17 protein-coding genes are annotated in these 13,839 nt (G+C 70.9%); 7 read left to right on the plus strand and 10 right to left on the minus strand.

Going from position 1 to position 13,839, the window contains the following annotated elements; all coding sequences use genetic code 11:
• A partial coding sequence (locus tag H7I41_RS21875; protein ID WP_264014723.1) for an acyl-CoA dehydrogenase family protein occupies positions 1-1,154 on the minus strand: 1,154 nt, incomplete at its 3' end.
• A 198-nt stretch (positions 1,155-1,352) separates the two neighbouring features.
• Between H7I41_RS21875 and kstR the strand changes: the two genes are divergently transcribed.
• From kstR to H7I41_RS21890, 3 genes are read left to right on the plus strand one after another with little or no spacing between them, the layout of a single operon-like run.
• On the plus strand, positions 1,353-2,015 hold the full coding sequence (gene kstR, locus H7I41_RS21880; RefSeq protein WP_302471824.1) for a cholesterol catabolism transcriptional regulator KstR: 663 nt from the start codon (positions 1,353-1,355) through the stop codon (positions 2,013-2,015).
• Between the two features lie 55 nt (positions 2,016-2,070).
• Positions 2,071-2,814 carry a trehalose-phosphatase gene (otsB, locus tag H7I41_RS21885; RefSeq protein WP_264014725.1) on the plus strand — a complete coding sequence of 248 codons (744 nt, stop codon included), beginning with the start codon at positions 2,071-2,073 and terminating at the stop codon, positions 2,812-2,814.
• A gap of 43 nt (positions 2,815-2,857) precedes the next feature.
• Entirely contained in the window at positions 2,858-3,784 is a 927-nt protein-coding gene (locus tag H7I41_RS21890; RefSeq protein ID WP_264014726.1) for an aminoglycoside phosphotransferase/kinase family protein, read from the plus strand.
• Here the strand turns inward: H7I41_RS21890 and H7I41_RS21895 are convergent.
• From H7I41_RS21895 to H7I41_RS21910, 4 genes are read right to left on the minus strand one after another with little or no spacing between them, the layout of a single operon-like run.
• A complete protein-coding gene (locus tag H7I41_RS21895; protein WP_264014727.1) occupies positions 3,781-4,881 on the minus strand; it encodes an Rv3575c family transcriptional regulator in 1,101 nt (366 codons plus the stop codon). The genes H7I41_RS21890 and H7I41_RS21895 overlap by 4 nt on opposite strands.
• A gap of 52 nt (positions 4,882-4,933) precedes the next feature.
• A complete protein-coding gene (locus H7I41_RS21900) occupies positions 4,934-5,800 on the minus strand; it encodes a metal ABC transporter permease (RefSeq protein WP_264014728.1) in 867 nt (288 codons plus the stop codon).
• Complete coding sequence (locus H7I41_RS21905) at positions 5,801-6,586, minus strand: metal ABC transporter ATP-binding protein (protein ID WP_264014729.1); 786 nt, start codon at positions 6,584-6,586, stop codon at positions 5,801-5,803.
• Complete coding sequence (locus H7I41_RS21910) at positions 6,573-7,571, minus strand: metal ABC transporter solute-binding protein, Zn/Mn family (RefSeq protein WP_264014766.1); 999 nt, start codon at positions 7,569-7,571, stop codon at positions 6,573-6,575. The genes H7I41_RS21905 and H7I41_RS21910 overlap by 14 nt, the downstream gene beginning before the upstream one ends.
• 104 nt (positions 7,572-7,675) lie before the next feature.
• Here H7I41_RS21910 and H7I41_RS21915 point away from each other — a divergent pair, with 104 nt between their 5' ends.
• The gene (locus H7I41_RS21915; RefSeq protein ID WP_264014730.1) at positions 7,676-8,824 is read left to right on the plus strand and encodes a GTP-binding protein; all 1,149 of its coding nucleotides are present in this window, start codon (positions 7,676-7,678) and stop codon (positions 8,822-8,824) included.
• Between the two features lie 13 nt (positions 8,825-8,837).
• Here the strand turns inward: H7I41_RS21915 and H7I41_RS21920 are convergent, their stop codons facing one another.
• The 3 genes from H7I41_RS21920 to H7I41_RS21930 form a co-directional block, all read right to left on the minus strand.
• Positions 8,838-9,227: a hypothetical protein gene (locus H7I41_RS21920; protein WP_264014731.1), complete on the minus strand. Its 390-nt coding sequence runs from the start codon at positions 9,225-9,227 to the stop codon at positions 8,838-8,840.
• Positions 9,211-9,477, minus strand: coding sequence for a type B 50S ribosomal protein L31 (locus H7I41_RS21925; RefSeq protein ID WP_264014732.1), 267 nt, complete (start codon positions 9,475-9,477; stop codon positions 9,211-9,213). The genes H7I41_RS21920 and H7I41_RS21925 overlap by 17 nt, the downstream gene beginning before the upstream one ends.
• A 106-nt stretch (positions 9,478-9,583) precedes the next feature.
• A complete protein-coding gene (locus H7I41_RS21930) occupies positions 9,584-10,432 on the minus strand; it encodes a sulfurtransferase (RefSeq protein ID WP_264014733.1) in 849 nt (282 codons plus the stop codon).
• 31 nt (positions 10,433-10,463) lie between these two features.
• Between H7I41_RS21930 and bluB the strand changes: the two genes are divergently transcribed.
• Both bluB and H7I41_RS21940 read left to right on the plus strand, forming a co-directional pair.
• Complete coding sequence (bluB, locus tag H7I41_RS21935) at positions 10,464-11,150, plus strand: 5,6-dimethylbenzimidazole synthase (protein WP_264014734.1); 687 nt, start codon at positions 10,464-10,466, stop codon at positions 11,148-11,150.
• Between the two features lie 9 nt (positions 11,151-11,159).
• Entirely contained in the window at positions 11,160-11,939 is a 780-nt protein-coding gene (locus tag H7I41_RS21940; RefSeq protein ID WP_264014735.1) for a LamB/YcsF family protein, read from the plus strand.
• Here the strand turns inward: H7I41_RS21940 and H7I41_RS21945 are convergent.
• A complete protein-coding gene (locus H7I41_RS21945) occupies positions 11,936-12,262 on the minus strand; it encodes an ArsR/SmtB family transcription factor (protein WP_264014736.1) in 327 nt (108 codons plus the stop codon). The genes H7I41_RS21940 and H7I41_RS21945 overlap by 4 nt on opposite strands.
• A 96-nt stretch (positions 12,263-12,358) precedes the next feature.
• On the opposite strand from H7I41_RS21945, the gene H7I41_RS21950 reads away from it, so the two are divergent.
• A complete protein-coding gene (locus H7I41_RS21950) occupies positions 12,359-13,561 on the plus strand; it encodes an MFS transporter (RefSeq protein ID WP_264014737.1) in 1,203 nt (400 codons plus the stop codon).
• A 22-nt stretch (positions 13,562-13,583) separates the two neighbouring features.
• Here H7I41_RS21950 and rpsR read toward each other — a convergent pair whose 3' ends face one another.
• Entirely contained in the window at positions 13,584-13,838 is a 255-nt protein-coding gene (gene rpsR / locus H7I41_RS21955) for a 30S ribosomal protein S18 (RefSeq protein WP_264014738.1), read from the minus strand.
• Between the last annotated feature and the right edge of the window lies 1 nt (position 13,839).

A 13,839-nucleotide genomic window follows, 5' to 3' on the forward strand; every position in this document is an offset into this window, starting at 1 on the left:
GCGAGCGCGGCCTGCCGCCGGTCCTGCGGCAGCGCGGCGACGTCGGCCACGGCGGAGGCGATCTCGGCGCGCAGGTGCTCCACCGAGTCGAGGTCGATGCGCAGCCGGCGCCGGACGCCCTGCTGGGTGAGGGTGGCGACGCGCCGCAGCCAGCGTGGCCGCCCGCCCAGGAACTGCGAGATGCCGTACGCGCGACGCAGATACAGGTGCGCGTCGTGTTCCCAGGTGATGCCGATGCCGCCCAGCACCTGGATGCCGTCCTTGGCGTTGGCCTTCGCCGACTCGATGCCGGTGGCGGCCGCCACGGCCGCGGCGATCGACAGCTGGTCGTCGTCGGACTCGGCTGCGGCCCGGGCCGCGTCCGCCGCGGCCACCGACGCCTGCTCCGAGCGCAACAGCATCTCGGCGCACATGTGCTTGATGGCCTGGAAGCTGCCGATCGGCTTGCCGAACTGCTCGCGCACCTTGGCGTAGTCGGTGGCGGTGCGCAGCAGCCAGTGGGCCAGGCCCGCGGCCTCGGCCGCCAGCACCGTCGCGGCCAGGTCGGCGAACCGTCGCGTGGAGACCGGCAGTTCGGTCGCCGGTGCGCCGTCGAGCACCACCCGCGCAAGCGGACGGGAGAAGTCGGTCGGCGTCAGCGGTTCCACCGTCACGCCGTCCGCCCCGGCGTCGATCAGCAGCACCTTGTCACCCGCGGAGAGCAGCAGCAGACCGGCTGGATCGGCGCCGAGCACGTGGCCCGCGGTGCCCGAGACCCGGTTCCCGTCCACCCGCACGTCGGTGTCCAGCGCGACGCCCGCGGTGCGTTCACCCGTCATCAGCGCCTCGAGCCACTCACCGGGCGCGACGAGTGTCGCCAGCGCCGTCGTGGCGACCGGTCCCGGCACCAGCGCGGCCGCCGCCTCCTCGACCATCGCGCACAGGTCGGCGATCGTGCCGCCGGCGCCGCCTTGGTCTTCGTCGACCGCCACGCCGAAGATGCCTAGTTCGGCCAGGCCTGCGTACGGGGCCTTCCAGGCGTCGCGGTCGCCCTGCTCCACGTCGCGGGCAGCGCTCACCGCATTCGAGCCGGCGGCCCAGCTCCGCACCAGTTCACGGGCAGCGGACTGCTCGTCAGTGCCGGACTCCGACCCCGACATGACCGACTGGGTCATCTACCGGCCTCCTAGCCTAGGGCGAGAAGGACATGCTTCTCACTAGAACGTGTTCTAATGGTGCCAGCGTTCGACCGTCAAGTCGACCGGCATCACAGCAGGACAGGTCGCTGCTGCAGCGGCACTGAGGTGAGAAAATGGGGTTGGGCATGCGTATCGTTTCGGGTGGATACGCACGATGAAGGAGTTTTCCGCTGCATGTCGTCGCCAGCACAATCTTCGGGCTCGGACTCGCGGCCACGTGAGGTGATGAACGTGTCGGTCCTCGCGGAATCCGAACTCGGCTCCGAAGCGCAGCGGGAGCGGCGCAAGCGCATCCTGGACGCGACCCTGGCCATCGCCTCCAAGGGCGGCTACGAGGCCGTGCAGATGCGCGCCGTCGCCGAACGCGCCGACGTCGCCGTCGGCACCCTGTACCGCTACTTCCCCTCGAAGGTGCACCTGCTCGTCTCCGCGCTCGGCCGGGAGTTCGAGCGCATCGACGCCAAGACCGACCGCGCCGCCCTGTCGGGTGGGACTCCCTACCAGCGGCTGAACTTCATGGTCGGCAAGCTCAACCGCGCCATGCAGCGCAACCCGCTGCTGACCGAGGCGATGACGCGCGCGTTCGTGTTCGCCGATGCCTCGGCCGCCGGTGAGGTCGACCATGTCGGCAAGCTGATGGACTCGATGTTCGCCCGCGCGATGAGCGACGGCGAACCCACCGAGGACCAGTACCACATCGCCCGCGTGATCTCCGACGTGTGGTTGTCGAACTTGCTGGCCTGGCTGACCCGCCGGGCGTCGGCCACGGACGTGAGCAAGCGGCTGGACCTCGCGGTGCGGCTGCTGATCGGCGACGGGGACCACCCCAAGATCTGAGGCAGGGGGAAGGTCCGGCGGGCAGGAGCGAAGCGACCCGGGGAATGATGGCGTTGTGCTCCCTGCCGATCTGACCCGCGCGCTCGACGGCCTCGCCGCCACACCCCGCCTGCTCGTCGTCTCCGATTTCGACGGGACGCTGGCGCCTATCGTCAGCGATCCGTCCGCCGCCCGCGCCCTGCCCGCCTCCGCCGAGGCGCTGACCGCGCTGGCCGATCTCCCCGACACCGCCACGGCCCTGGTGTCCGGTCGGGCGCTGGGCGTGCTGCGCGAGCTGTCGGCGATGCCCTCGGCGGTGCACCTGGTGGGCAGTCACGGCGCGGAGTTCGACACCGGCTTCACCCATGATGTGGACGAAGAGCTGCTGGCCCGGATCGTCGCCGAACTGCGCGAGATCGCCGCGGACCGGCCGGGGGTGACGGTGGAGACGAAGCCGGCGAGCGTGGCGCTGCACGTGCGCAACGCGAGCCCTGCCGACGGTGAGGCCGCACTGGCCGCCGCGAAGGAGGCGGCCACGGCCTGGGATGCGCAGGCCACCGCAGGCAAGGCCGTGCTGGAGTTCGCGGTGATCTCCACCGACAAGGGCGAGGCCGTCGACATCCTTCGTACGCAGACCGGTGCGACGGCGGTGATCTTCCTCGGCGACGACGTCACCGACGAGAAGGCCTTCCGCCGGATGCGCGACGGCGACGTCGGGGTGAAGGTCGGGCCGGGCGAGTCGCTGGCGGTCTACCGGGTCGACGCACCCGAGGACGTCGCGGAGGCGCTCGGGTACCTGCTGGCCGCGCGGCGCGGCTGAAAAGGGTTCGACCCCGGTCACTTCGGCGGCCATACTGGCGCGGATGCTGACTCCCGACGACATCGCCGCGCGTACCGCCCGCGCCGTCGCGGCGGCCGCCGCGGCAGGCCGCGACCTCGGAATCCGGTTCGACGAACCGAGAGTGCTCTACGACGTCTTCTCGGTGATCGTCCATCTGGCGCCTGCGCCGGTGGTGGTCCGGGTGCCGACGGTGCTGCCGCGGTCGATGGCCGCCGATCCCGACCGGCAGGCGGCGCAGCAGCGCTCGGAGCTGGCGGTGGCGGGGTGGCTCGCCGACCGCGGACATCCGGTCGTACCGCCCTCACCTCTGGTGGCACGCGAACCCGTTCGGCGCGATGGCTTTTCGATGACGTTCTGGAAGTATCTCGAAGAGATACCCGGTGCGGAGCCGGACTGGCCGCGGCGCTGCGAGGCGACCGCGCGGCTGCATGCCGCGCTGCGTGACTGCGACGCAGCGGAACTGGGATTCTGGACGCAGTTCACCGGCTACATCCCCGAGGGGCTCGCGGAACTTTCCCGGCGGCCCGACCTGATGGCACCCGCGGATGTGGCACGCGCGCAGAGGGAATGGGCGACGATCGCACCGGTCTTCGCGTCGCGGGCGGCGTTCGAGGCGGAGTTCCCCGGCGTGGACGTGCAACCGATCCACGGCGACGCACCCTTCTACAACATGATCGCGACGCCGTCGGGCGAGTACTGGTCGGACTTCGAGCTGGTCACACTCGGTGCCGTGGAGTCCGACCTCGCGCTCGCGGGTGCCGAGGGGGTGGCCGCCTACGATGCGGCCGCGGCGCGGCTGGGGATGCGGGTGCTCGACTCACGGGTGCTCGCGCTCACCGAAGCCGCCGGCCGGCTCGCCGCGGTCGCAGCCCTGGCGATGGCGCCGCAGCTGCCGATGCTCGCCGACGCGCTGCGTCCGACGGTCGACGAGTGGCGCTCGCTGAACTAGGCGGGTGGACCGGACGTGCGGCCGCGGATCAGCTCGGTGTCGAGCAGTTCGACCTCCGGCAGCCCCGACCGTGGCGGGTGGTGCAGCAACCGGCCGGCTCGCCTGCCCTTGTCCATGCTGGGTTGCACCACGGTGGTCAGGCCGCGGCGCAGCGCGTCGGGGATGCCGTCGAAACCCGTCACGGTCATCTGGCCGGGCACGTAGATGCCGCGGCCGCGCAGGTGGTCCATCGCCGACAGCGCCAGCACGTCGGCGGTGCACATCAGCGCGGTGATCCGCGGATTGGCGTTCAGCGCCACCTCGGCCGCGGCCCCGCCGGACGAGGGCAGGTGCTCGTAACTCTCGACCACCGTCAGCGATTCGCGTGACAGTCCGGCCGCGGCGAGTGCGTCGTACACCCCGTTGACGCGTTCGCGCTGAACGTGGAAGTGGGGCGTGGACAACCGCTGCGGGTCGGCCACCGCCGGCTTGACCGTGCCGTTCGGCGGCTCCATACCCAGCCGCATCGTCAGCAGTCCGATCTGCTGATGGCCCAGTCCGACAACGTGTTCGGCGAGGCGGCGCATCGCCGTCCGGTCGTCGATGCCGACCCGCGACAGGCCCGGCACGTCCTTGGGCTGGTCGACCACCACCACCGGCAGGTGCCGCTGCTGGACCACAGGGAGGTACGGGTCGTCGTCGGAGGCGGAGTACACCACGAAGCCGTCGACCCCGGCGGCCAGCACGGCGGCCGACCCGTCCTCGACGCTGCGGTTGGGCCCGATGGCCACCAGAAGCAGGCCCTGTCCGGCCTCCTCGCATGATTCGGCAAGGCCGGCAACGAAATCGAGGGCCGCCGGATCGCTGAACGAGTAGTTGAGCGGCTCGGTGATCATCAGCCCCACCGCACCGGCCCGGCGGGTGCGCAGTGACCGGGCCACCGGATCCGGTCCGGGATAGCCGAGTTGCTTGGCAGCGGCGAAGATTCGGTCACGCAGGTCCGACGACAACTGGTCGGGCCGGTTGTACGCGTTGGAGATCGTGGTCCGCGAAACCTTGAGTTCGGCGGCCAGTGAGGCCAGGGTCGCACGCCGGCGCGGGTGCGGACTCCTCGACATGCTGTGTCAGGTTAGCGGACGCGCCGTCGACGGCGAGTCCGGTGCCGTCCGGTCAGGTGACGAGCACGCGGTTCGCCGACGACCGCAGCCCGCGCTGCGCCGCCCACACCACCGCCCAGACCGCGCACGCGATGGTGACGACGACGAAGCTCGGCGGGGCGTTGAACATCGCCGACACTCCCAGTCCCAGCCACACCGACACGAGGCTGATCAGCGTCGCGACGCCGATCGCCGCGGGGGGCCGTGGCGTGAGCATGATGGCCGCGGCCGCCGGGGTGACGACGAGCGCGAACAGCAGCAGCGTTCCGACGGCTTGCACAGCCATCGTCACGGTCAGGCCCAGCAGCACCATGAACGTGATGGACAGCCCGCGCACCGGCACTCCGCGGGCGTCGGCCACCTGCGCGTTGATCGAGGTGAACAGCAGCGGCCGGTAGATGACGCCGATGCTGAGCACCACCATCGCGAGCAGCACGGCGAAGGTGAGCAGTTGCTGATCGGTGATGGCCAGCAGGTTGCCGAACAGCACGTTGGTCAGGGTGCTCGAGTTGCGGGTGGCCAGCGAGTTGAACAGCAGACCGAGACCGGTGGCCATCGCCAGCACGGTTCCGGTGGCGACCTCCCGGTCGGCGGCGCGGCGCCCCAGCGCGCCGATGACCAGTGCTCCCCCGACACAGAACACTCCGAGTCCGAGCACCACCGGCAGACCGAGCAGCACGGCGCCGGTGGCTCCGGGCAGACCGATGTGCGCGAGTGCGTGCGCGGCGAACGCCGTGTTGCGCACGACGACGAAGTAGCCGATGAGCCCGGCGGCCAGCGCCACCAGGGTGCCGCCGACCAGGGCGTTGCGCATGAAGCTCGACGTCAGGATCTGCCACCAGTTCTCCTGGTAGCCCAACGCCACCAAAGCCGTGGTCACTCAGGTCCTCCGCACGTACAGGTCGCCCTGTGGAGTGTGCACGACCTCGACCGTGGTGCCGTACAGGTGGGTCAGCAGTTCCTCGTCGACGACGCCGTCGATGGTGTCGTAGTGCGGGTGCCCGTCGAGCAGGTAGACCGCACCGGTGAGCACCCCGAGCAGCGGGTTCAGATCATGGGCGACCACCAGGATGGTCACGCCCAGCTCGGCGTTGATGCGGCCGAGCAGCGAGACCATCTCGCGCTGATTGCGCGGGTCCAGCGATGCCAGCGGTTCGTCGAGGATCAGCATCTCGGGGCCGCTCACCAGCGCCTCGGCCAGGGCGACGCGCTGTCGCTGCCCGCCGGAGAGCTGCGACAGCCGCTTGTCGGCCAGCTCGGTCGCGTCGACGGCGGCGAGCACCTCGTCGACCCGCATGCGCTGGTCACGGTTCGCGACGCCGAAACCCCAGCGGTGTCCGTTGAGTCCGAGCGTCACCGCGTCGCGCACCCGGATGGCCTCACCGGTGTGTGAGCCGATTGTCTGCGGCACGTAGCCGATGTGTTCGTTGTCGGTGCCCGGCGGGCGGCCGAACACCTGGACCCGTCCCGCGGAGACGGGCAGCACTCCGAGCACCACCTGCAGCAGGGTGGTCTTGCCGGTGCCGTTGGAGCCGATGACCGCGACGATCCCGCCCGCGGGGATCTCGAAGTCGGCCTGCGACCAGACCGTGCGCCCGCCACGGGCAACGGCGGCGCCCTCGAAGGCGAGCGCCGGTGCAGCGGAGACCGGATCAGGCAGGGACACCAAGCGCCTTCGCGAGTGCGGTCAACTGGTCGACCTGCCACGACTGGAACGACGAGGCGTCTGCGGGCACCGTCTCGGTCACCTCGACGACCGGCACGCCCGACTTTTCGGCCGCTGCCCGGATCTGCTGTGGCACAGAGCCTTCGGTCTGAACGTTGTAGACCAGGACATCCACTCCGCGATCCTCGAGCAGCCGCAGGAACGCGTCGAGGTCGGCGGGCGACGGGTCGGTCTCGCTCGCCGAGGCAGTCCGATAGCCCTCGGGCGTGCGGTCGGTCAGGCCGACGGCGGCGGCCATGTCGTCGAAGACGCTCTCGGTGGCGGCGTAGGTCTTGCCGGACGCGCCGGCCTTGATCGACGAGATCAGCTCGTCGTACTGCACCAGCGACTCGCCGAACTGAGCGCGCCGCTCGTCGAAGTAGCCCTTGGCCTCCGGTGCGAGCTTTCCGAGCTCGGCGGTGACGGTGTCGGCGACCGTCGTGACCGCGGTGGGGCTGTACCAGGCGTGCGGGTTCGGTTCGCCGTCCTCATGTGCGTGGGCGTGGTCTGCGCCGGCCTCGTGGGCGTGTTCTTCGCCGGCCCCGTGCGCGGGCTCGTCGTGCCCGGCCTCGCCGCCGCCTGCTTCGAGCGCGTCGACCAGCGGTGCGTCCGGCGCCGAGCCGGCCGCCAGCTTGGCGGCCCACTCGTCGTAATGACCGCCGTTGATGACGACCAGCTGCGCGTCCTCGAACAGCGCGGCATCCTTGGGCGCGGGCTCGAAGTCGTGCGGATCGACGGCCGAGCCGGCGAGCACCGTGGTGACCTTCGCGCACTGTCCGCCCAGCTCGGAGACGATGTCGCCCCACTGGTCGACGCTCGCCACCACCGACACCGGATCGGTGGGGCACGCCGGCGCGCTGGATTGCGCCGGGGCCGACGAGCTCTGGTCGCCGTTGCCGCAGGCCGCCGTGCCCAAGGGCAGGACCAGCAGGACACCGGCGGCCATTGTGCGGACCGCAACGCGCTTCGTCGTCACCCGATAACGATAACGGTTTGCATTATCGGTGGCGAACCGAGGTCACTGTTAATGGCAATGATTATCATCAAGCCATGTCCAGCCCCGCGGCGCGCCCGCTCCCCGTCACCGTCCTGTCCGGATTCCTCGGCGCGGGGAAGACCGCACTGCTCAACCACATCCTGGCCAACCGGGAGGGACGGCGGGTGGCGGTGATCGTCAACGACATGAGCGAGGTGAACGTCGACGCCGCGCTGATCGCCGCCGGCGGCCATCTCGGCCGCACCGAGGAGCGGCTCGTCGAACTGACCAACGGGTGCATCTGCTGCACCCTGCGGGAAGACCTCGTCGAAGCGGTCGGCGAGCTGGCCCGGCAGCAGCGGTTCGACCAGCTGGTGATCGAGTCGACGGGCATCTCCGAACCCATGCCGGTGGCCGCCACGTTCAGCTGGGAGTTCGATGACGGCTTCAGCCTCGCCCGCGTGGCGCGGCTGGACACCCTGGTCACTGTCGTCGACGCCTCGACGTTCCTCTCCGAGATCGCCAAGGGTGAGGCGCTGGCCGACCGCGACATGACCGCGGGCGAGGGCGACGCCCGCAGCGTCGCGGACCTCCTCGTCGACCAGGTCGAGTTCGCCGACGTGATTTTGCTCAACAAGACCGACCTGGTGCCGCCCGCGCGGCTCGGCGCGGTGGAGACAATGGTCCGGCGGCTCAACCCGACCGCCAAGATCCTGCACACACAGCGCGGCGTCGTCGACATCGGCGAGGTAATCGACACCGGACTCTTCGACCCGGCCGCCGCGGCGGAGGCGCCCGCTTGGGACGAGGAAATCGCCGACGGCCACACCCCCGAGACCGAGGAGTACGGCATCGCTTCGATGACCTTCCGTGCCGACCGGCCGTTCCACCCGCAGCGGTTGTTCGACGCGCTCGACGAGGTGCGGGGCGTGTTGCGCAGCAAGGGGTTCTGCTGGATAGCCAGCAGGCCGGAGATCGCCGCGATCTGGTCACAGGCGGGGCCCAACCTGGTGATCGAGCCGGCACAGTTCTGGTCGGCGACCGAGCTTCAGCCTGGCCAGGAAATCGTGCTGATCGGGGTGCGGCTCGACCGGGACCGGATCCAGGCGCTGCTGGTCTCTGCGCTGCTGACCGACGACGAGGTCGCCCTCGGAGCGCAGGGATGGGCGACGATGCCCGATCCGCTACCGGCCTGGGGAGTCACCCACAGCCACGCCCACTGAGCACCCGGGCCGGTCAGTTCATCCGGCCCGCCCTGGCGAGGTTCAGCTCGGCGCGCAGCCGCACCGGCAGCGTCTCGCGGGTCCAGCGGCCGGCGCGGATCCAGTCACACGCGGCCCGCACGTCGTCGCCCGTCACGACCGGGCCGATCCACAGCACCGCTGCCACCGGCACCCGCTCCGCGGTGCACGGCTGCAGCAGCAGCATCGTTCCGCCCGGGGAACGCGTCGCGCAGGTCAGCTCGCCGAGCAGGCATCGGGTGACCACCAGGATCGCGTGCGGGCACTGCGAGACCACGGCACGCAGTGCAGGGATCAGGCCGTCGTCGGGTGGGGTGCCACAGGCCGTGCAGACGGCGAGGGTGAAAGGCCGTCCGGTGGCCCGCTGTTCATCGGGAGCCGGCACGGCGACCGTAGCGGCGGTGGAACTTCTCGATCTGGCCCGCGCTGTCGGTGTGGCGCTGCGTTCCCGTCCAGAACGGGTGGGAGTCCGCGGACACCTCGACCACGACGAGCGGATAGGTGTGGACGCCTTCGGGCGTCACCCACTCGGTGGCGCGCGACGACGTGATCGTCGACCGGGTCAGGAAGGCGGCGCCGGTGTTGGCGTCCTGGAACACCACGGGGTGGTAGTCGGGATGGATGCCGGTTTTCACGATCTGACTCCGTTCCGCGCACTCGTCAAGGCGCCGCTATCGACAATCGTTTCCAACAACGACGCTACCCGTTGGTGGAAACAATTTTCAATAACGATGCCACGCGTCAGTGACCGACGGCCACCGGCCGGGTGGCGTCCGAAGACCACTGCGACCACGAACCGGGGAACAGCTCAGCCTCGACGCCCGCTGCACGCAACGCCGCGATGGTCACCGCGGCGGTGACCCCGGATCCGCAGTACACGCCGACTCCGGGAGCCACTGTGGCGCCGTGTGATTCGAAGATCCCGGTGAGGTCCGCCGTCGGCAGGAAGGTGCCGTCGGCGGCGAGCGCGGCCGTGCTCGGCGCGTTGCGCGCGCCCGGAATGTGGCCGGCCACCGGGTCGACGGGTTCGACCTCACCGCGGAAGCGTTCGGGGGCACGCGCGTCGAGAAGCACGCCGCCGTAGCCGGCGACGTCGTCGGCGGTCAGCGTGGGGAGCGCGCCTGCGTACAGATCGTCGTACGCGACGCTGACGTCGCCGGGAGCCGGGGTGACCGCACCCGGTTCGACGGCGCCGCCCGCCTGCCGCCACGCGGCGAGCCCGCCGTCGAGGATCCGGACTCCGGAGATGCCTGCAGCGCTCAGCACCCACCACGCCCGGGCCGACCCCGCGCGATTCCAGTCGTCGTAGACGACGGTAGGCACACCGTCGCGCACACCCCACCCGCGTGCCGCCGACTCGACGGCGCGGCCGGCAGGCAGTGGATGGCGGCCGCGACCGGTGACGGCGTGGTCGGACAGCTCGTCCTCGAGCGAGACGTACACCGCTCCGGGCAGATGACCGCGCAGGTAGGCGTCGCGGCCGTCGGGTTCGGTGAGCTGCCAGCGCACGTCGAGCAGGGTGACCGGCCGCCCGTCAGCGAGCAGGCGGAGCAGTTCGTCGGCGGTGATGAGGACGTCGGCACGGGCCACTTCTCGATGGTGCCATCCCTAAGCTGGGCCGGTGACCGACCATGCGTTCAGCGCCGCCGAGCGGCGCGCCGTCTACCGGGTGATCGCCGAGCGGCGCGACATGCGCCGGTTCGTGGCGGGCGCGACGGTCGACGAGGAGGTGCTCGGGCGGCTGCTGCAGGCGGCGCACGCCGCGCCCAGTGTGGGGCTGATGCAGCCGTGGCGCTTCATCCGTATCACCGACGGTGGACTGCGGCGCCGGATCCACGCACTGGTCGACGAGGAGCGGCTGCGGACCGCCGAGGCGCTGGGCCCCCGCGCGGCGGAGTTCCTGGCGCTGAAGGTCGAGGGCATCCTCGAGTGCGCCGAACTGCTGGTCGTCGCACTGGGCGACGACCGGGCGCGGCACGTGTTCGGCAGGCGCACCCTGCCGCAGATGGACCTCGCCTCGGTGTCGTGTGCGATCCAGAACCTGTGGCTGGCCGCCCGTGCCGAAGGCCTCGGCATGGGCTGGGTGTCGATCTTCGACCCGGACCGCCTCGGCGCGCTGCTCGGCCTGCCCGACGAGGCGCAGGCGGTGGCGGTGCTGTGCCTCGGCCCGGTGCCCGAGTTCCCCGACCGGCCCGCGCTGGAACTCGACCAGTGGACGCACGGTCGCCCACTGGCCGAGTTCGTCAGCGAGAACTCATGGCCCGCGGTCACACTCAGTGATCGCCTCGGGCCGGCCGCGCCACACTAGGCTGACGGCATGCCAACGGCTCGTGCCGATCTGTCCGTCGACCTCAACGCCGACCTCGGCGAGGGCTTCGGGATCTGGGACCTCGGCGACGACGACGCGATGCTGGACATCGTCACCAGCGCCAACGTCGCCTGCGGCTTCCACGCCGGCGACCCGGCCCGGCTGGCGAGGGTCTGCCGGGCCGCCGCTGAGCGCGGCGTCCGGATCGGCGCGCAGGTCAGCTACCGCGATCTCGCAGGCTTCGGCCGCCGCTTCATCGACGCCACCGCCGAGGACCTCACCGCGGACGTGATGTACCAGATCGGTGCGCTGCAGGCGCTCGCCCATGCCGCAGGGTCACGGGTGTCCTACGTCAAACCCCATGGTGCGCTGTACAACTCGATCGTCAGCCATCACGGCCAGGCCAGGGCGGTGGCGGCCGCGGTGCTCGCCGTCGACCCGGGGTTGCCGGTGCTCGGTCTGTCCGGGTCGGCGTTCTTCGCCGCCGCCGGGGAGCTCGGACTGCGCACGGTGCCGGAGGCTTTCGCCGACCGGGCCTACCGTGCCGACGGTCAACTGGTGTCGCGCCGCGAACCCAACGCGGTGCTCGGCGACGTCGGTGAGATCGTCGAACGGGTGGTGTCGATGGTGACCGCCGGCCGCGTCGACGCGGTCGACGGGTCGACGATCCCGATTTCCGTCGCCTCGGTCTGTGTGCACGGCGACTCACCGGGCGCGGTGGAGATCGCCACCGCGGTGCGGCGTCGCCTCACCGAGGACGGCATCACCGTCGCACCGTTCACCGCCTAGCCGACCGTCTCCCGGTTGGCGCCCGCCACGACGGAACCGAGCAGACCCGGCAGCGCCGCATCCACCTCCTCGATCCGCAGTCGCTGGCAGGTGTGCCCGTCGAGAACGAGTCGCTCCGTGAGCCCCGCTTCGCGCAGGATCCGGAAATGGTGAGCGGCCGTCGACTTGTTGATGCCGTCGTAGAGCCCGCCGCACTGCACCGGAACGCCGGCGTTGAACAGCCGGCGCACCATCTCCAGCCGCACCGGGTCGCCGATGGCGCCGAGCACCTGCTGCACGGACGCGACCGGGTGGGTCGGGTAGGCGGCGGTTGGCGGTGTCATGTGTCCTTTGCCACGCGAAGTTTGATGAGGATCGAACCTAACGTACTCTCAGTTGAAGTTCGATGCCTGTCAAACCAATCACCGGGAGGGAACGGAGTGGTCGCGATCGAGCCTCCGCACGTCGACACCCAGCGCTGGGCGTACCCGCTGCTGCTGGTGCTCAGCGGTGTGGCGCTCGGCGTCTCGGGACTGCCCGCCCCGCTGTACGGCATCTACGAGTCCGCCTGGCACCTCTCGCCGCTGGCCACCACCGTCGTGTTCGGGGTCTACGCCGTCGCCGCGCTGGCCGCCGTGCTGGTGTCCGGCCGCATCTCCGACGTGGTGGGCCGCAAACCCGTCCTCGTCGGCGCGCTGATCGCCCTGCTGGTCGGGCTCGGCGTCTTCCTGATCGCAGACAACATGGCGCTGCTGCTGGTGGCCCGCACGATCCACGGCGCGGCCGTCGGCTCCATCGTCGTCGCGGGCGCCGCCGCACTGCTCGATCTGCGTCCCCATCACGGCGTGCGCTCCGGCCAGCTGAGCGGGGTGAGCTTCAACATCGGCATGACCATCGCCATCGTCGGCTCCGCACTGCTGGCCCAGTACGCGCCGCACCCCCTGCGCACCCCGTATGCGGTGGTGGCCGTCCTGTGCCTGATCGTCGGCGTAGGCCTACTGGCCCTGCGCGAGCCGCACCTCGCCCGCAGCAGCGGACCCATCCGGATCGCACGTCCCGCCGTGCCGGCCGAGATCCGCGCCGACTTCTGGTTCGCCGCGCTCGGCGTGATGGCATCCTGGTCGGTGCTCGGCGTCCTGCTGTCCCTGTACCCGTCGCTGGCCGCCCGCCAGACCCACATCGACAACCTGGTGTTCGGCGGCGCCGTCGTCGGCACCACCGCCTTCGCCGCCGCGCTGGCCCAACTCTTCGCCACCCGGGTACCCGCCCGCAGGTCGGCCGTCGTCGGAGACGTCGGCATGGCGGTCGCGCTGCTCGTCACGATCCCGGTGCTGATGTCCCACCAGTGGCAGCTGGTGTTCGTCGCGGCCGCCCTGCTCGGCGCCACCTTCGGGCTCGGCTTCGGCGGCTCGCTGCGCCACCTGTCGGACGCGGTGCCCGCCGACCGTCGCGGCGAGACCATGTCGGCGTACTACCTGCTGGCCTACACCGCGATGGCGGTGCCGACACTGATGGCCGGCTGGGCCGCGACACGCTGGGACATCACCGCGGTGTTCCCGTGGTTCGCCGGCGCCGTCGCGGCGGCCTGCCTGACGGCCGCCGCATTCGGCCTCCGCAGCACCCGCGCCGCCGCCCGCGCCTGACGCGCCAGGAGCAGTACGCCTATTAGGCGGGCCCCATGGGCAACAGCGCCATCTCCCGGGCGTTCTTGATCGCGATCGCCACCTGACGCTGCTGCTGCACGGTCAACCCGGTGACCCGGCGCGACCGGATCTTGCCGCGCTCGGTGATGAACGTGCGCAACAGCGGGACGTCCTTGTAGTCGACGCGGGTCACCCCCGCGGCTTTGAGCGGATTACGTTTCTGCCGTTTGGTTTCGGGTACGGGCGCGCGGCGCTGCCTCGGCTTCTTCTTCGCCATG

The sequence above is a fragment of the [Mycobacterium] manitobense genome, from assembly GCF_025821665.1.
GTDB lineage: Bacteria > Actinomycetota > Actinomycetes > Mycobacteriales > Mycobacteriaceae > Mycobacterium > Mycobacterium arseniciresistens.

Bases quoted from the DNA above. Each gene is read 5' to 3' on its own strand.
- kstR (WP_302471824.1), top strand. From the start codon at position 1,353: ATGTCGTCGCCAGCACAATCTTCGGGCTCGGACTCGCGGCCACGTGAG.
- H7I41_RS21890 (WP_264014726.1), top strand. From the start codon at position 2,858: ATGCTGACTCCCGACGACATCGCCGCGCGTACCGCCCGCGCCGTCGCG.
- H7I41_RS21895 (WP_264014727.1), bottom strand. From the start codon at position 4,881: ATGTCGAGGAGTCCGCACCCGCGCCGGCGTGCGACCCTGGCCTCACTG.
- H7I41_RS21910 (WP_264014766.1), bottom strand. From the start codon at position 7,571: ATGGCCGCCGGTGTCCTGCTGGTCCTGCCCTTGGGCACGGCGGCCTGC.
- H7I41_RS21915 (WP_264014730.1), top strand. From the start codon at position 7,676: ATGTCCAGCCCCGCGGCGCGCCCGCTCCCCGTCACCGTCCTGTCCGGA.
- H7I41_RS21940 (WP_264014735.1), top strand. From the start codon at position 11,160: ATGCCAACGGCTCGTGCCGATCTGTCCGTCGACCTCAACGCCGACCTC.
- H7I41_RS21945 (WP_264014736.1), bottom strand. From the start codon at position 12,262: ATGACACCGCCAACCGCCGCCTACCCGACCCACCCGGTCGCGTCCGTG.
- rpsR (WP_264014738.1), bottom strand. From the start codon at position 13,838: ATGGCGAAGAAGAAGCCGAGGCAGCGCCGCGCGCCCGTACCCGAAACC.